This is a genomic window from Pseudomonas sihuiensis, assembly GCF_900106015.1.
Lineage (GTDB): Bacteria > Pseudomonadota > Gammaproteobacteria > Pseudomonadales > Pseudomonadaceae > Aquipseudomonas > Aquipseudomonas sihuiensis.
In genome coordinates this window covers 397,709-411,707 of record NZ_LT629797.1, presented here as the reverse complement: position 1 = coordinate 411,707, position 13,999 = coordinate 397,709, and the positions used below count along the sequence as shown (strand labels likewise).

At 61.0% G+C, this 13,999-nt stretch carries 15 protein-coding genes; 9 read left to right on the top strand and 6 right to left on the bottom strand.

Going from position 1 to position 13,999, the window contains the following annotated elements; all coding sequences use genetic code 11:
• Positions 1–163 precede the first annotated feature (163 nt).
• Both BLT86_RS02115 and BLT86_RS02110 read left to right on the top strand, forming a co-directional pair.
• A complete protein-coding gene (locus tag BLT86_RS02115; protein WP_075746447.1) occupies positions 164–1,774 on the top strand; it encodes an FMN-binding glutamate synthase family protein in 1,611 nt (536 codons plus the stop codon).
• A gap of 69 nt (positions 1,775–1,843) precedes the next feature.
• Complete coding sequence (locus BLT86_RS02110; protein ID WP_092374381.1) at positions 1,844–2,575, top strand: substrate-binding periplasmic protein; 732 nt, start codon at positions 1,844–1,846, stop codon at positions 2,573–2,575.
• A 3-nt stretch (positions 2,576–2,578) separates the two neighbouring features.
• Here the strand turns inward: BLT86_RS02110 and BLT86_RS02105 are convergent, their stop codons facing one another.
• From BLT86_RS02105 to pnuC, 5 genes are all read right to left on the bottom strand, one after another.
• Positions 2,579–3,670: an extracellular solute-binding protein gene (locus BLT86_RS02105; RefSeq protein ID WP_092374378.1), complete on the bottom strand. Its 1,092-nt coding sequence runs from the start codon at positions 3,668–3,670 to the stop codon at positions 2,579–2,581.
• Positions 3,671–3,679: 9 nt separating this feature from the next.
• Positions 3,680–4,792 carry an agmatine deiminase gene (aguA, locus tag BLT86_RS02100; RefSeq protein ID WP_092374375.1) on the bottom strand — a complete coding sequence of 371 codons (1,113 nt, stop codon included), beginning with the start codon at positions 4,790–4,792 and terminating at the stop codon, positions 3,680–3,682.
• A 97-nt stretch (positions 4,793–4,889) separates the two neighbouring features.
• Positions 4,890–5,777, bottom strand: coding sequence for a LysR substrate-binding domain-containing protein (locus tag BLT86_RS02095; protein WP_075751114.1), 888 nt, complete (start codon positions 5,775–5,777; stop codon positions 4,890–4,892).
• 247 nt (positions 5,778–6,024) lie between these two features.
• The gene (locus BLT86_RS02090) at positions 6,025–7,056 is read right to left on the bottom strand and encodes an AAA family ATPase (protein WP_017677681.1); all 1,032 of its coding nucleotides are present in this window, start codon (positions 7,054–7,056) and stop codon (positions 6,025–6,027) included.
• Position 7,057: 1 nt separating this feature from the next.
• Positions 7,058–7,624 (bottom strand): nicotinamide riboside transporter PnuC, encoded by a 567-nt coding sequence (gene pnuC, locus BLT86_RS02085; RefSeq protein WP_017677682.1) that lies wholly within the window; start codon positions 7,622–7,624, stop codon positions 7,058–7,060.
• Between the two features lie 141 nt (positions 7,625–7,765).
• Here pnuC and BLT86_RS02080 point away from each other — a divergent pair, with 141 nt between their 5' ends.
• The 7 genes from BLT86_RS02080 (at position 7,766) to BLT86_RS02050 (ending at position 12,681) form a co-directional block, all read left to right on the top strand.
• Positions 7,766–8,518: a tetratricopeptide repeat protein gene (locus tag BLT86_RS02080; RefSeq protein WP_017677683.1), complete on the top strand. Its 753-nt coding sequence runs from the start codon at positions 7,766–7,768 to the stop codon at positions 8,516–8,518.
• Between the two features lie 149 nt (positions 8,519–8,667).
• A complete protein-coding gene (locus BLT86_RS02075) occupies positions 8,668–10,143 on the top strand; it encodes a hypothetical protein (RefSeq protein WP_017677684.1) in 1,476 nt (491 codons plus the stop codon).
• A 2-nt stretch (positions 10,144–10,145) separates the two neighbouring features.
• A complete protein-coding gene (locus BLT86_RS02070; protein ID WP_017677685.1) occupies positions 10,146–10,514 on the top strand; it encodes a hypothetical protein in 369 nt (122 codons plus the stop codon).
• Between the two features lie 65 nt (positions 10,515–10,579).
• Positions 10,580–11,005: a hypothetical protein gene (locus BLT86_RS02065; protein WP_017677686.1), complete on the top strand. Its 426-nt coding sequence runs from the start codon at positions 10,580–10,582 to the stop codon at positions 11,003–11,005.
• A gap of 73 nt (positions 11,006–11,078) precedes the next feature.
• Positions 11,079–11,552, top strand: a complete 474-nt coding sequence (locus BLT86_RS02060) for a hypothetical protein (RefSeq protein WP_017677687.1) — start codon at positions 11,079–11,081, stop codon at positions 11,550–11,552.
• A gap of 81 nt (positions 11,553–11,633) precedes the next feature.
• Positions 11,634–12,104: a hypothetical protein gene (locus tag BLT86_RS02055; protein ID WP_017677688.1), complete on the top strand. Its 471-nt coding sequence runs from the start codon at positions 11,634–11,636 to the stop codon at positions 12,102–12,104.
• Positions 12,105–12,201: 97 nt separating this feature from the next.
• Positions 12,202–12,681, top strand: a complete 480-nt coding sequence (locus BLT86_RS02050) for a DUF2247 family protein (RefSeq protein ID WP_017677689.1) — start codon at positions 12,202–12,204, stop codon at positions 12,679–12,681.
• 1 nt (position 12,682) lies between these two features.
• Here the strand turns inward: BLT86_RS02050 and BLT86_RS02045 are convergent, their stop codons facing one another.
• Entirely contained in the window at positions 12,683–13,963 is a 1,281-nt protein-coding gene (locus BLT86_RS02045; RefSeq protein WP_033377550.1) for an FAD-dependent oxidoreductase, read from the bottom strand.
• Between the last annotated feature and the right edge of the window lie 36 nt (positions 13,964–13,999).

Genomic DNA, 13,999 nt, shown 5'->3' with positions numbered 1-13,999 from the left:
GACTTGGGCCAAGCTCTTACGACGGTTGGCTCCGGGCCACCGAGTGTGCCACAGGGCGAGGGGGTTCGTCCTCAGCCCTTGAGAGTGTCTAGGTGGACAGAACATGACCCAATATAGCCGTTTGGTCTAAAGTCTTATCTTGATCCGCGCACCTGGAGCTTGCATGAACCTCTCCCTGCTCAGCCGCTACGCATTCTTCGCCTTCTGCGTGCTGTTCACCCTGGCCAGCGTGCCTTTCCTTGGCCATGAATGGCTGTGGCCGTTCACCCTGCTCAGCGGCGTGCTCAGCCTGATCGGTATCGGCGATCTGCTACAGACGCGCCATGCAGTGCGGCGCAACTACCCAATCCTCGGCAATATTCGCTATCTGGTCGAAGGCATTCGCCCGGAAATCCGTCAGTACCTGCTCGAAGGTGACGCCGAGCAGCTGCCCTTCTCCCGCGCCCAGCGCTCGCTGGTGTATTCCCGCGCCAAGAACGAAGGCGCCGACAAACCCTTCGGCACACTGAGCGATGTGTACCAGAACGGCTTCGAGTTCATCAGTCACTCGATGCGCCCGGCACCACTGACAGATCCGTGCAGCTTTCGCGTGGAGATCGGCGGGCCGCAGTGCAGCCAGCCGTACTCGGCGTCGCTGTTCAACATCTCGGCAATGAGCTTCGGCTCGCTCAGCGCCAACGCCATTCGCGCGCTCAACGAAGGGGCGAAACTCGGCGAGTTCTACCACGACACTGGTGAAGGCAGCATCAGCCCCTATCACCGCGAGCACGGCGGCGATCTGGTCTGGGAGCTGGGCAGCGGCTACTTCGGTTGCCGTGCTTCCGACGGGCGCTTCGACCCCGAGCGTTTCGCCGCCCAGGCCGCCAGCCCGCAGGTGAAGATGATCGAGATCAAGCTCAGCCAGGGCGCCAAACCGGGCCATGGCGGCATCCTGCCCAAGCACAAGGTCACCGAGGAAATCGCCAATACCCGCGGCGTACCGATGGGTGAGGACTGCATCTCGCCGTCGCGCCACAGCGCCTTCTCCACGCCGACAGAGATGCTGCAGTTCATCGCTCAGCTGCGCGAGCTGTCCGGCGGCAAGCCGGTGGGTTTCAAGTTCTGCCTGGGCCACCCCTGGGAATTCATGGGCATCGTCAAGGCCATGCTGGAGACCGGCATCCTGCCCGACTTCATCGTCGTCGACGGCAAGGAAGGCGGCACCGGTGCGGCGCCGCTGGAGTTCACCGATCACCTGGGCGTGCCGCTGCGCGAAGGGCTGCTGTTCGTGCATAACACCCTGGTCGGCAGCAACCTGCGCGACAAGATCAAGCTCGGCGCCAGCGGCAAGATCGTCAGCGCCTTCGATATCGCCCGCGTGCTGGCCATCGGCGCCGACTGGGCCAACTCAGCGCGCGGCTTCATGTTCGCCATCGGCTGCATTCAGAGCCAAAGCTGCCACACCAACAAGTGCCCTACCGGCGTGGCGACCCAGGACCCGTTGCGCCAACGCGCCCTGGTGGTCGAGGACAAGGCCCAGCGCGTCTACAACTTCCACCGCAACACGCTCAAGGCACTGGCCGAAATGCTCGCCGCCGCCGGCCTCGACCACCCGGCGCAGATCGATGCCAAGCATCTGGTGCAGCGCATGTCGGCTACCGAGATCAAGCTGTTCGCTCAGCAGCACGTGTTCCTAGCGCCGGGCGAGTTGCTCAGCGGCCAGATCGCAGGGGAGTTCTACGAGCGCATGTGGCGCATGGCGCGCGCCGACAGTTTCGAGCCGGCACCAGCCTGAGCGGCCGTCGCCCAGTCCGCTACGGCCAAGCTCGGCGCGGCATCGCTAACGTCTTGAACCGGTAACCGCATGCGCCTTTCGCTTTCCGCTCTGCTGCTTCTGCTGTGCCTCGCAGCCTCGGCCGAGGAGCAGCGCCCACTGCGCTTCTCGGTGACCGAGAGCTGGGCCATGCCGATGATAAAGATCGTCGATGGCCAGGCTACGGGCGGGATTCTCTACGATCTGCAAATGCGCCTGGCGCAGAAGGTCGGCCGCCGTGCAGAGATGCTGGTGCTACCGCGCCTGCGCGTTCAACGTTTGCTGGTCAGCGGTGGAATCGACGTGCGCTGCTACGTCAATCCAGACTGGCTCGCCGAATCCCATCATCAGTACATCTGGAGCCTGCCCTTCATGGTGCAGCGCGACCTGATCGTCGCGCGCAACGCCGACCCTGACTTCAAGCTGGAGCAGTTGCGGGATGAGCGCCTGGGTACGGTGCTGGGCTTCAGCTATCCAAACCTGGAGCCGCTGCTGGCCAGTGGTGCAGTACACCGCGAAGACGCCCGCACCCAGGAGCTGGCCCTGGAGAAACTCGAGGCCGGCCGCTACCGCTATGCCATCAGCAATCACCTGGCGCTGGCCTGGTTCAATCGCGACCGGCCAGCCGAGCAACGCCTGCATGCGCTCGGTGAAATCAGCGCCGACCTGATCGCCTGCATCGTCCGCGACGAGCCGGATGTTCCAACCCAGGCGCTGCTGCGTGCATTGGTGCAGATGAGACAGGATGGCGAATTCGACGCCATTTTCTCGCGCTATCGCTGACAGCTACCGACCCGACTTCAGCCGGCTGAACGCACGGGTCAGCGCCCGGTTGAACTCGCGACTGTTGTCATTCTTGGTGTACAGCGTGGCGCGTAGCTCGGCCGGCGGATAGGTGCCGGGGTCGGCGAGAATTGCCGGATCGACGAAGGCGTCGGCAGCCGGTACCGCATTGGCGTAGTAGATGCTGTTGCTGATGGCGCCGATCACCTCGGGCGTCATCAGGTGGTCCATCAACGCCAGCCCGGCTTCCGGGTGCGGCGCGTCACGCGGGATGACCATGGCATCGAACCACAACAGAGCCCCTTCACGCGGGATGCGATAGCTCAGCTGGAAGTCCTTGTTGGCCTGCTCGGCCTGCGCCGCGGCGATGGCGACGTTGCCATTCCAGGCCATGGCCAGGCAGGTGTTGCCGTTGGCCAGATCGCTGATGTTGCGGTCATTGTCGAAGTAGCGAATGAACGGTCGTACCTTGGCCAGATGGGCCTCGGCCTGTTTCAGGTCATCGAGGTTCTGCCGATTGATATCCAGCCCCAGGTAGCGGAACGCAGCGGCGAACACCTCGTTGGGGTCATTGAGCAAACTCACTCCGCAATCGGCAAAACGCGCCACCACCTGCGGGTCCATCAGCATTGCCCAGCTATCGGTCGGGGCATCGGCCATGCGCTGGGTAATGGCCTGCTCCTGGTAGCCGAAACCGGTGGTGCCCCAGACGTAGAGTCCGGCGTAGCGATTGCCCGGGTCGAACCTGGCCATGTGCTGAGTGAACTCGTCATCCAGCCCGGCAAAATGCGGCAGCTGCGTCTTGTCCAGCTCGCGCAATGCACCGCTGGCGATAGCCCTGCTCAGGTGCTGGCCGGCGGTCAGCACCAGGTCGTAACCACTGCCGCCGGTGAGCAGTTTGGTTTCCACGGTTTCCAGCGAATCGAAATGATCGACCACCACGCGGATACCGGTCTTCTCTTCGAACGAAGCCAGGGTGTCCGGGGCCAGATACTCGCTCCAGATATACAGGTTGACCTGCTGCTGCGCCGAACCGGCCTGCGCGTGTGCGCAGGCGGCAAGGGCCACGGCCAGCAGACTGGCGGGCAGTTTCATCCGGGCCTCCTAGGCGCGCTGGGGCGCGGCGTATTGCGGCATGGTGATGCAGGCGACGTTGCCGCCACCCAGGAGGATTTCCCGCGAGTTCTCGATGCCGAGGATGCGGTGCTGCGGGAACAGCTCGGCCAGGGTGGCCTGGGCCACACGGTCGTTGGCGTCGCCGAACAGCGGCAGGACGATGGCCGAGTTACCGGCGTAGTAGTTGATGTACGAGGCGCAGATCTGCGTGCCGGCCTGGCGGGTATGGGTGGCATCGTCATGATCCAGACCTTCGGCCTCTTCCGCGGTCCACTCCAGCACCCGCGGCTGCGGCAGCTTGTGCACCTCCAGCGCGCGGCCACGGGCATCGCGCGTGCTGCGCAGGATGTCGTAAGCCTCCTGGTAGATTTCCCATTGCGGGTCGGTGCGGTCGTCGGTCCACTGCATCACCACCACGCCAGGGCGGACGAAGCAGGCCAGGTCGTCGATATGGCCGTCGGTTTCGTCGAACTTGCAGCCGCGTGGCAGCCAGATCACCTGCTCGGCACCGAGGTAATCCGACAGCCTGCGGGTCATCTCGTCCTTGCCCAGGTGGGCGTTGCGATTGCGGTTGAGCAGGCACTGCTCGGTGGTCAGCAGGGTGCGCTGGCCGTCACTCTGGATACCGCCCATTTCGGCAATGAAAGGCGCGCGATAGCGATCAAAGCCTTCGATCTCGAGAATCTTCTGCGCGATCTGATCGTCCTTGTCCCAGGGGTAGTAAAGCCCGCCATCGAGCCCGCCATAGGCGTTGAACTCGAAGTCCACGCCGCGCACTTCGGCCGTCTCGTCATGCACCAGAAAGGCCGGGCCGCTATCGCGGAACCAGGTGTCGTTGCAGGTCATTTCCACCACCCGCACATGCGCCGGCAGCAGGCGCCGAGCGTTGCCATACTGCGCCGCCGAGGCGCAGACGGTGACCGGCTCGCTGCTGGCGATGGCCGCAACGATCTCGACCCAGACCTTCTGCGCCGGCTTGCCACCGTTGCGCCACACGTCCGGGCGCTCCGGCCAGCCGAGCCAGCAGCGGCTCTTGGTTTCGAATTCGCCGGGCAGACGAAAGCCGTCGGCCTTGGGCAGGGAGGTCAGGGTACGGGCCATCTCGCGGCTCCTCGTCAGTGGCTGGAAGTAGCCCGACAGTACGCGCGTCGATGCCAGTACGACCAATGACGATAATCGCGGAACCCTTGAATTCAATTCACAGATCGACCAACTGATCAGTGAACCATTCGATGAAATGAGCGACTGCCGGCTTGTCCAGACGTAGGCGCTCGCACACCAGCGCGTACTGCCCGAGCGACGGCACCTGGGCAGCGAAGGGGCGTACCAGGCGACCACTGGCCAGGTCTTCGGCGCTGGTCAGGTTGTCGCCGATGGCCACGCCCTGGCCACGTGCAGCGGCCTCCATGGTCAGGCCGGCATGGCCCAGATACAGATGCCGAGTCGGCTGGATATCGCCAGCATGAGTGGTCAGCCAGGCGGTCCAGGTCTTGCCGTCCTGATCGTCATGCAGCAGGCAATGACGCGCCAGGTCGCGCGGGTGCTTGAGTGGCGACTGGTTGAACAGGCCCGGGCTGCACACGGGGAAGAACTGCAGGGTCGGCAGCGGCCTTACGAAGTAGGCGCTGGCATCGTCCGGGCCGGTGCCGTAGGTGATGGCGATATCGATCTCGCTGCCCGGCAGCGTCGCCTCCAGCGCTTGCTCATGCAGATGCAGGGTGATTTGCGGGTGGCGCTCAGCGAAGTCGGCCAGGCGCCCGACCAGCCACTTCTGCGCCAACTCTGCGGTAACCGCGACGCGCAGTTGCGCCTGCGAACCGGGATCACGCAGCTCGTCGCAAGCCTCGCCAATCAGCTCGAAGGCCTGCTGCAGGCTGTGCAGCAGGCGCCTGGCCTGCGGTGTCGGGCGTACCTGACGGCCGTCGCGCTCGAACAGCGTGCTGCCGAGTTGCTCTTCGAGCTGGCGAATCTGGTGGCTGACGGCGCTGTCGGTGACGCACAGCTCAGCGGCCGCGCGGCCGAAGTGGGCATGCCGCGCGGCCGCTTCGAAAGTGCGCAGGGCGGTGAGCGAAGGCAGACGACGCATGACGATTCCGTTTCGGTCGAGAACGCGCATCCTCGCCCAGCCATGGATGGCCGACAAGTCTCGTAGCGTGTCGCAAGGCCGACCAGACGTTGCGCGCCGCTGATTGCAGTCATGGCTGGCTGAACTCCAGGCGTGTTCCACAAGCCGGTGCGCGCAGCGCACCCTACGCAACACCACCCGCGGCTATACCGGCAAGTGCTTCGCTCGTTCGAACGTAGGGTGCGCCGTGCGCACCAACTGCCTCCGACTAGGTTCCGCTCAGGCTATGCAGCACCTGCTCGATGCGCTGTTGCAGAGAGCCGGTCAGCCGTGTGAATGGCCAGCCGCGCCGCGTCAGCTTCTGCTCGTACCACTGGTTCTGCCGGCGGCGAAAGGTCTCGTCCTGACGGGTGCCGTCCTGCACGAAGGGGAAGTCATCGGCGCACAGGAACAGGTGGTGATAGTGCCGATCGGCCAACTGCTCCAACTCGGGCTCGGCCCGCCCGAACAACTCGCGGCAATAGAACAGCGTGGTTAGCGGCGTGGTGTCGCAAACCAGGTAGCGCTGGCACTGCCCGGCCAGGCTCTGCTCACGGTCGACCTGGGTTCGACCGATACGCAGCAGGTCGTCATAGGCGAGCACGCCGCCCTGCTCTTCCCAGAGTTCGCGACCGTACTCGGCGGCGTGACGCGTGCCCAGAGCCTCGGCCAGCACCAGGGCGAGGCTACTTTTGCCGGTGGACTCACCGCCGAGCAAGGCGATGCGCTCGACGAAATCGCCATACACCTGCGGCGCCAGGTAGTGATGCAGGCCATGAATATCGGCGCGCAGACGCGTACCGGACACCGGCACCTGAATGCGCGCGCGGTCGATCTCGACGTGCTCCACCGGCCGGCCGAAACACCGGCTCAAATGCGCGGCAAAACCATCGCCGTAAGCCTCGCTGGTAAAGACCGCGTCGACCGGGTGGCCGAGCACTGCCAGGCAAAAGTCGGCGACGAACTGACGCTGTACAGCATCGGAATCGGATTCGTGGGGAAGCTCTGGCAGCGCCAGGCCGCGTGCATGCTGCTGGGCAACCCACTCGGGCGTCACCACCCAGCTGCGCAGCTCGGGAAAGCGCACCTGCAGCCAGTTCGCACGGCGCTCGGGCTCGCAGCCGGCAAGCTCCGGGTAGGCCCAACTGAGCAGCACCAGTTGCTCACACCGCTCTTGCGCCTGGCGAATCAACCATTCATGCCCCAGGTGCAGCGGCGCGAACTTGCCGACCACCAGCCCACAGGCAAATCGCTTGTTCATCTCAGACCGTCTGCGCGTTCAGTTCACGGCGCCAGCGGTACAGGCCGTACCAGGCGTTGCACCAGAACAGCAGGTAGATGAACGCCGTCAGATACAACTCGCGCGAGGCGAATAACGGCACCGCCAGCGTGTTCACCAGCAGCCAGCCGTACCAGGTTTCCAACTTGCGGCGCATCAGCAGCAATTGCGCCAGCACGCTCAAGGTCAGCACCAGGGAATCGATGAAGGGCGCATAGGCGTCGGTGAAATGATGCAGCAAGGCGCCGTATGCGCCTGCCACGACCACCGCGAGCAGCAGCGCCAAGCCCACTCCGGCCGTGCTGGCACGGCTGATCGGCAGCGCCTCGCCCTGGCGACCGCGTAACCAGCTCCACCAACCCAGCAGACTGGTGGCGATGAAGAAAATCTGCAGGGTGACATCGGCATACAGCTGCACGCTGAAGAACAGCCAGCCGAACAGCACGCAGCCAACCAGGCCGACGGCCCAGGTGTGCACCGAATTGCGCGCCGCCAGCACGACCGAAACCAGATAGAAAAGGTTGGCGAAGATCTCCAGCGACGACGGCATGCACGCATCCTTATGAACATGGAATCCGCCGCGCAGCCTACCACGTGACGCAGGCCACAGCCGTGCATGCGTCACCTGACAACGGGGCCGATCCATGCTCTGATAAGCCTCCCCTCGCACTCCAAAGGACTGGATCGCCTCATGCCTCTGCTCGCCCTGCTAGTCATCGCCTGCCAAGTCACCTGCGGCCTCCACGTGGTTCGCAGTGGCCAGGAACGCTACTGGCTGTACCTGATCATCGCCCTGCCCGGCCTCGGCTGCCTGATCTACTTCCTCGGCATCATGCTGCCGGATCTGCTCGGCAGCCGACGCGGCCGGCAGACACTCAACCGCCTGCACGACAGCATCGACCCCGAGCGCCACCTGCGCGCCCTGCGCGACGAACTGGAGATTCGCGACACCCGTGATACCCGCGTCAACCTGGCCGATGAACTGCTGCGCATGGGGCAGGCCGAAGAAGCGGCCCAGCAGTATCAGACAGCCCTGCGCGGCATCCACAGCGACGCCCCGGATATCCTCCTCGGCCTGGCCAGGGCACGTTTCGCCCTGGGCGACTTCGCCGGCTGTCAGGCGAGCCTCGATCAACTGATCGCCCACAACCCCGACTTCCGTTCCTCCGACGGCCACCTGCTGTATGCCCGCGCGCTGGAAGGCCAGGGCAATGACCTCAAGGCCGAAGAGGAATACCGCGCCCTCGGCAGCTACTGCGCCAGCCCCGAGGCGAACTATCGCTATGCCCTGCTGCTGCGCCGACTGGGACGTCAGCGCGAGGCCATCGAACTGCTGCAACAGATCCAGACCCACGCCCGCCGCTCCGCCCGGCACTATCGAGTTCTGCACAAGGAGTGGCTGGACCTGAGCCAGAAGGCGCTGCTCGAGCTGCAGCACGGCTGAACCGCCACGACATTTTTTGCGTGCATGGATCACAAAAAGCAAAGCTGGCCCGCCACTGCGCAAGACTTTGCGCATAGGTCCTTGGTTAGCATCGGCGTTGATGATCGACCCTGCCGGCATATCGCCGGCTGCAGCATGGATGCACGACGATGAGCGGCTACGTCCCCAACAATCGCAACGAACGCCCCGCACCGACGCCGGCGCCCTACAACGGCGATTTCCACCGCCAGGCTCCCAGACCATTGGAAGGCGGCAGCACTCAGACCTCCAGTTGCCTGGTCGGTCTACGTTTCGTCTGGGACAACGGCGAATGCCTGGGCGCCAATCTGCCCTACAGCCTCTCTCCCGCCAGCGGCAATGCTGTACGCGGTAGCCTGGATTCTCGTGGTGGCCTGATTCAGACCATTCCCAGCGGCGAGTACCAGGCGCAGTTGCTCGCTGACGCTGATGTCGATACCGACATCAGCAATGCCCGCGCCGAGCTACAGGCCGTACTGGACGAAATTCTCGCCGCGGAACGCGCAGAAGCAGCCCAGTTGCAGGCCATTCAGGACCAGCGCAGTGCCTTCTCCAATTACCTGCATCGACAACTGGCCGTAGGCAATGGCTTCTTCCTCGGTGCCTGGGGGCTGCTCAAGACTGCCAAGGAATTCTCCGACCTGGTCAATCCTTTCACCGCCTTCTCCAATGCCCTGCGCAGCGCCTGGCAGGCGCGCGCCAGCGAGGGAGAAACCTGGCTGACCGCATACAATCGCCAGTTCAGCGCTGAACAGCATCGAGAGCTGGTGGAGGCGCTGGGCTTCGACCCGAGCAGCATCACCCGTGAGCAACTGGCCGAAGCCTACGAACTGACCTGTTTCATCTACGAAGACGGCCCCAGCAAAGCCATGCTCGGCCGCTTCGCCGTCGACTACGCCAAGGCGCAGAACGTCGAGGAAGTGGCCGAGTTCAGCGGCGGCGCACTGTTCGAAATCGTACTGGCAGCCCTGCTGATCGTCTTCACCGGCGGCATCGGCCTGGCCGCGCGTGGTGCGGCATCGGTAAGCTATCTGGACAAGCTTGCACGTCTGGGCAACGCCCTGAAGCGCCTTAGCGCGGCCTTGAAACGCGCAAGGATCAGGCGCGGTGGCAGAGCGAGAGGGAGCGGGACTGGGGCGCGGACAGTGGAAGTGACGCGCCCAAAGGAGGTAAAACCAGGAACGGTACAAACGCCTGCTGAGGAAGGGCGCAGACGGCAGACCGGTTCAGGATATTTCTCCGGCACAGCAGATGAAGCCTATGAAGCTATTCGGGCAAGTAATACCGATGTTGCCGACATATCAAAAAATACCGGGATCAAGATAGAAAATGTTCAAAAGGTGAAGGATCACTTGTTTTACGAGGAACACCTGCTTGATCGCTATGTGGAATATGGAATTCCAGCTCAACGCGCCAGATTCGACAGCGACATGGGCATCGCCAATGCTTGGAAGAGACTGGAAAATGGAACCCACACTCCTGACGACATGAAACTATTAAGGCATGAGACAGCAGAAGCATGGTACATGCGGAGAAATGACTCCGGATACACTGATGCCCATAATGCAGCAGAGCGTCGCTACCCTGCACCCAAACTGGAAAATTAAAAATGCAATTCCTTTACGATGCCCCCTATTACAAAGTCATCCGCATAACCGGCCCTCAACATAACCTGCTTGGGCTATCGCTTGGACATAGTGAATCCATAGAAATCAGCGACCTTGCTTCCAGTGAACCTCATGAAAATACGATCAAAAGCGATGATGTGCTCACCCAAGTCATCACCGGCTTAAAAGAAATAAATCATCAACTCCAATCAAACTACCAAATCAACAAGGTGCAATTCGTAGCCACTGACACGCCGGATAAAGATGTATACAGAGACCTCACCAAAGAACTCATCTTCCGCCTACACAATAATCAAGACTTCATAAGTCTCTCCAAACAACGCCCAGACATCAACAAAACCAATACATAAATTACATCCCCCAAATAACTTCAAAAACCAAATACTCACCTCAAAAGGGCGCCCCATTTCTGATTATGAACAGGACAGAAGAGGAGCTACTAGAGGAAGTCGCCAACCTCGGTGACTACGACACAGCGGCAGAAGCACTGCACCAACTGCAACACCTGAACAAAGCCGTCGCAGAGCACTTGGCAGTAGACATTCTGCGTGACAACAAGGGTGACGAATATTTCCAGGCATCGGCTTTCGGGACGCTTTACTCAGTCAATCTCCATAAAGGCATTGAGCTAATAAAAAACTCACCCATGCCCCTGAACACAGCGACACTGAGTGCCATGATCGAATGCATCACCGAAGACTCCGGCGTTGTGGTGGATCACCCTGAAATACTCGAAGCGGCAAAGGTGTTGAAAGAGACAATCAGGAATCTGAATTCACAGGACAGCCATCGAATCCAAGACACCCTCGAATGGTTTCTGGAAACCTATCCGGATATCTGATTCTTTCAGCATTATCATTACAAAAAACAGAGCACCAGCAAAACCTTAACTCCTGAAAGAACAGAAACAGTCAATGAGCGTATATGAATTTCCCGCACTAGCAATTCAAGATTGGCTACGTGTGTTCTGCTACGACAGCTATTGCGCGGATGCCATGACCAGTGGACTGACAAACAGCAAGGACACCACTCTGCATTGGCAGTTGGCGGTAGATACGCTCTATCGCCTTTTCGCTAGTAACCTCCTCCATATTCCATCCTTGAAAGCTGACGACTTTTCGACGCAGAAGTCCATTGCACTCGATTACATAAAGTCACTTGCCCGTCATGACCCTTTCCGCTCGGACATAGAGGAAACCTCACATTGGTATCTATGGGATATCAGTGCCACAGACAGATGCCATAGACTTATCGAGAAGTTTGGAATTCGTGATCTTCCTCAAGGGGAACTAAGTCAGGGGTTTGTCGCAGCGCTCCACAGCCTATTCGCTGAAAACCAGGTTGCCTGGAGTGACCAGCCCCTGATAGTCATAAACACGGATCAATGATACCTGCGCACGTTCTTCACCGCTAATTCAGCGTACCGTTGCCGGCCTGCGTCAGGAAAATCTTAGGCGAGAACAACACACATGCATAATGATCAACTATTCAGCTTTACTGATTTCAAGAAAGCCAACAACGATCCAGCTACTTCCGGCATCGACTACGTGCAAGCTGTATATGCCACTACTCCCCTGCACTTCGATTTCCTCCTCCACTACGCACAACTAATGTCTCCCGCAATAGAAATTGTCGACGACCGGGCATTTATTGGCGAGCTTTTCGATGCGAATCGTTACCTAGACCTCATAAAAACAACACAAGATATGGATCGCACTCAGTACTGGATGAATTTACTGGAAATCACAGGACTGTTTGACAACTTGACAACCGAGCAGGCTATCGCTCTAGCGCAAATAATTTCCCAATGCTGGAACAGTAATCTACTTACCAAACATGGCAATTCATGCGGAGAAGCTCGTTATATTTGCGACACCGATAGCGGTGAAGTCTTCGTCACCATAGCCAGATGGTCCCTCGCAGATACAGAAGAGCAATGAGTAAATCCATCACCAGCGAGTTACGCATCGACGCTTCATTCCTGGCGGGAAAGTGACAGGCTTCCCCAACCAAGTTGCCAGACCTTAAGGGGTAGTAATGAACGAATATTTTCCCGAGCTTGCTAAGCGCAACCTGGTTGACTGGCCGACCCTGGCGATCGGCTTGAATAACGGCTGGATAAACAAGGACGCCGTATCCGAGCATGCCTTCAAACTACTGTCTGCTGGTCAGCAGGACAGTGATATTGCCGTTCTGGCCGGCAGCGACGCCCTGAGTGATGACGAAGTAGTCGCCTTGCTGGCAACCCTGTGCAAGAAAGAGGGTATCGATCTTCAGGAAAAACGGTCGCATGCTCTGGAGAAATGGCGGCTAGCCATGCTCTCGGAACTGCAACACTCCTCGCTTGCCGATGAGGACAAGATCGAACGGTTGCAGGAACTCTATGCGGAGTTCGGCTACCCGGACGATATGGCCTCATGCAGCATCTACGCGCAAAACGATGTCGATCCGATCGATGCGCTACATCAAGTCGTCGCTGCTCTGGAACAGCGCTTTGCCAGCGACAGCGGCAGATAGGCTACTCCCACGCCTCCCGCTCGCCCTTCCAGGCATGCAGCTCGCGCTTCTGCGCCCCCGACCACAGCCAGCCGCCGCGTGCACCGACCAACGTGCTCACCGCGTGCTGGCGGCCGAAACTGTTGTGCCGAGCCAACGTCAGGGCGATATCGCGTAGCACGGCCAGGGTGTTGCTGTTGGACTGGAACAGCGGCGTCAGCAAGCGGCTGGCCTGACGGTAGTAGCGCAGGTGATCACGGCGCGTATCACCGTAGCTGGTGAAGATGGCGTTCCAATCAAGCGCTTGCTGGTGCTCGTCACCGGCATTGCCAAGCGCATCGGCCAGTGCAGCAGCATCGACCAACGCCATATTGGCACCCTGCCCCAGTTGCGGGCTCATGGCGTGGGCGCAATCACCGATGGCAAGCACGCGACCATCGTTCCAGCGTTGCATGCGCACGTCGGCATAGGCCGCCAGGGTCAGTTGTGCGGGATCATCGATCTGCTGCAGATAGGCCTCTGAAGCATCGCCAGCGAGGTTGCGCACGCGGGTTTTCCAGGCCTCCAGGCCACTCTTGCGCCACGCATCATGTTCACTAAGCGGCAGGCTCCAGAACAGGCTGGTCAGCGATTTCTCCCGGGCTTGGTGGGTGCATCCGGTCGGCATCAGCCCGAACATCTCGCGGCAGCCGCGGTACCACTGGCGCAGTTCTCCGGAATCGGTCCCCGGCGAAGTTGGCAACATGCTCCATAGAGCGCCCCAGGGATAGGGGCGCGACCACTGACGCACCTGCATCTGCGCACGCAGGGTCGAACGCGTGCCATCGGCCAGGATCAACGCGGCGAAATTGCCCAGGGGTTGCTCATTGCCACCCTCGTCCTGGCGCAGCAAGCGAACATGGCCGCTGGCTTGCTCGAAGCGGCTGACCGCCACACCGGTTTCCACCTGCACACCGACACGCTGCGCGGCATTGAGCAATGCCGTCATCAACACGCCGCGGTGAATGCCAAGGCCGAAACTGCCTCGCTGCCAGTCGTGATAACGGGTATCGAGGATCACCCGGCCCTGCCAGCTGGTGCCGTACAGACGGCTGACCGGCGCACCCAACGCGGTGCACTCGGCCAGCAGGCCCAGACGCTGCAGCACAGCCAGGCCGGAAGGCTGCAAGAGGATGCCGGCGCCCACCGGCTGCAGCTGTTCGACCCGCTCCAGCACGCGTACCGAGTAACCCTGGCGGGCGAGGAAAATTGCAGTGGCCAGGCCGGCTGTACCCGCTCCCACTATCGCTATCGGTAATCCCATTGCGGCTCATCTCCCTGTTCTGGCCCAGAGATTCTA

Coding starts and splice junctions, on each gene's coding strand:
- BLT86_RS02115 (WP_075746447.1), top strand. CDS start 164: ATGAACCTCTCCCTGCTCAGCCGCTACGCATTCTTCGCCTTCTGCGTG.
- BLT86_RS02110 (WP_092374381.1), top strand. CDS start 1,844: ATGCGCCTTTCGCTTTCCGCTCTGCTGCTTCTGCTGTGCCTCGCAGCC.
- BLT86_RS02105 (WP_092374378.1), bottom strand. CDS start 3,670: ATGAAACTGCCCGCCAGTCTGCTGGCCGTGGCCCTTGCCGCCTGCGCA.
- aguA (WP_092374375.1), bottom strand. CDS start 4,792: ATGGCCCGTACCCTGACCTCCCTGCCCAAGGCCGACGGCTTTCGTCTG.
- BLT86_RS02095 (WP_075751114.1), bottom strand. CDS start 5,777: ATGCGTCGTCTGCCTTCGCTCACCGCCCTGCGCACTTTCGAAGCGGCC.
- BLT86_RS02090 (WP_017677681.1), bottom strand. CDS start 7,056: ATGAACAAGCGATTTGCCTGTGGGCTGGTGGTCGGCAAGTTCGCGCCG.
- pnuC (WP_017677682.1), bottom strand. CDS start 7,624: ATGCCGTCGTCGCTGGAGATCTTCGCCAACCTTTTCTATCTGGTTTCG.
- BLT86_RS02080 (WP_017677683.1), top strand. CDS start 7,766: ATGCCTCTGCTCGCCCTGCTAGTCATCGCCTGCCAAGTCACCTGCGGC.
- BLT86_RS02075 (WP_017677684.1), top strand. CDS start 8,668: ATGAGCGGCTACGTCCCCAACAATCGCAACGAACGCCCCGCACCGACG.
- BLT86_RS02070 (WP_017677685.1), top strand. CDS start 10,146: ATGCAATTCCTTTACGATGCCCCCTATTACAAAGTCATCCGCATAACC.
- BLT86_RS02065 (WP_017677686.1), top strand. CDS start 10,580: ATGAACAGGACAGAAGAGGAGCTACTAGAGGAAGTCGCCAACCTCGGT.
- BLT86_RS02060 (WP_017677687.1), top strand. CDS start 11,079: ATGAGCGTATATGAATTTCCCGCACTAGCAATTCAAGATTGGCTACGT.
- BLT86_RS02055 (WP_017677688.1), top strand. CDS start 11,634: ATGCATAATGATCAACTATTCAGCTTTACTGATTTCAAGAAAGCCAAC.
- BLT86_RS02050 (WP_017677689.1), top strand. CDS start 12,202: ATGAACGAATATTTTCCCGAGCTTGCTAAGCGCAACCTGGTTGACTGG.
- BLT86_RS02045 (WP_033377550.1), bottom strand. CDS start 13,963: ATGGGATTACCGATAGCGATAGTGGGAGCGGGTACAGCCGGCCTGGCC.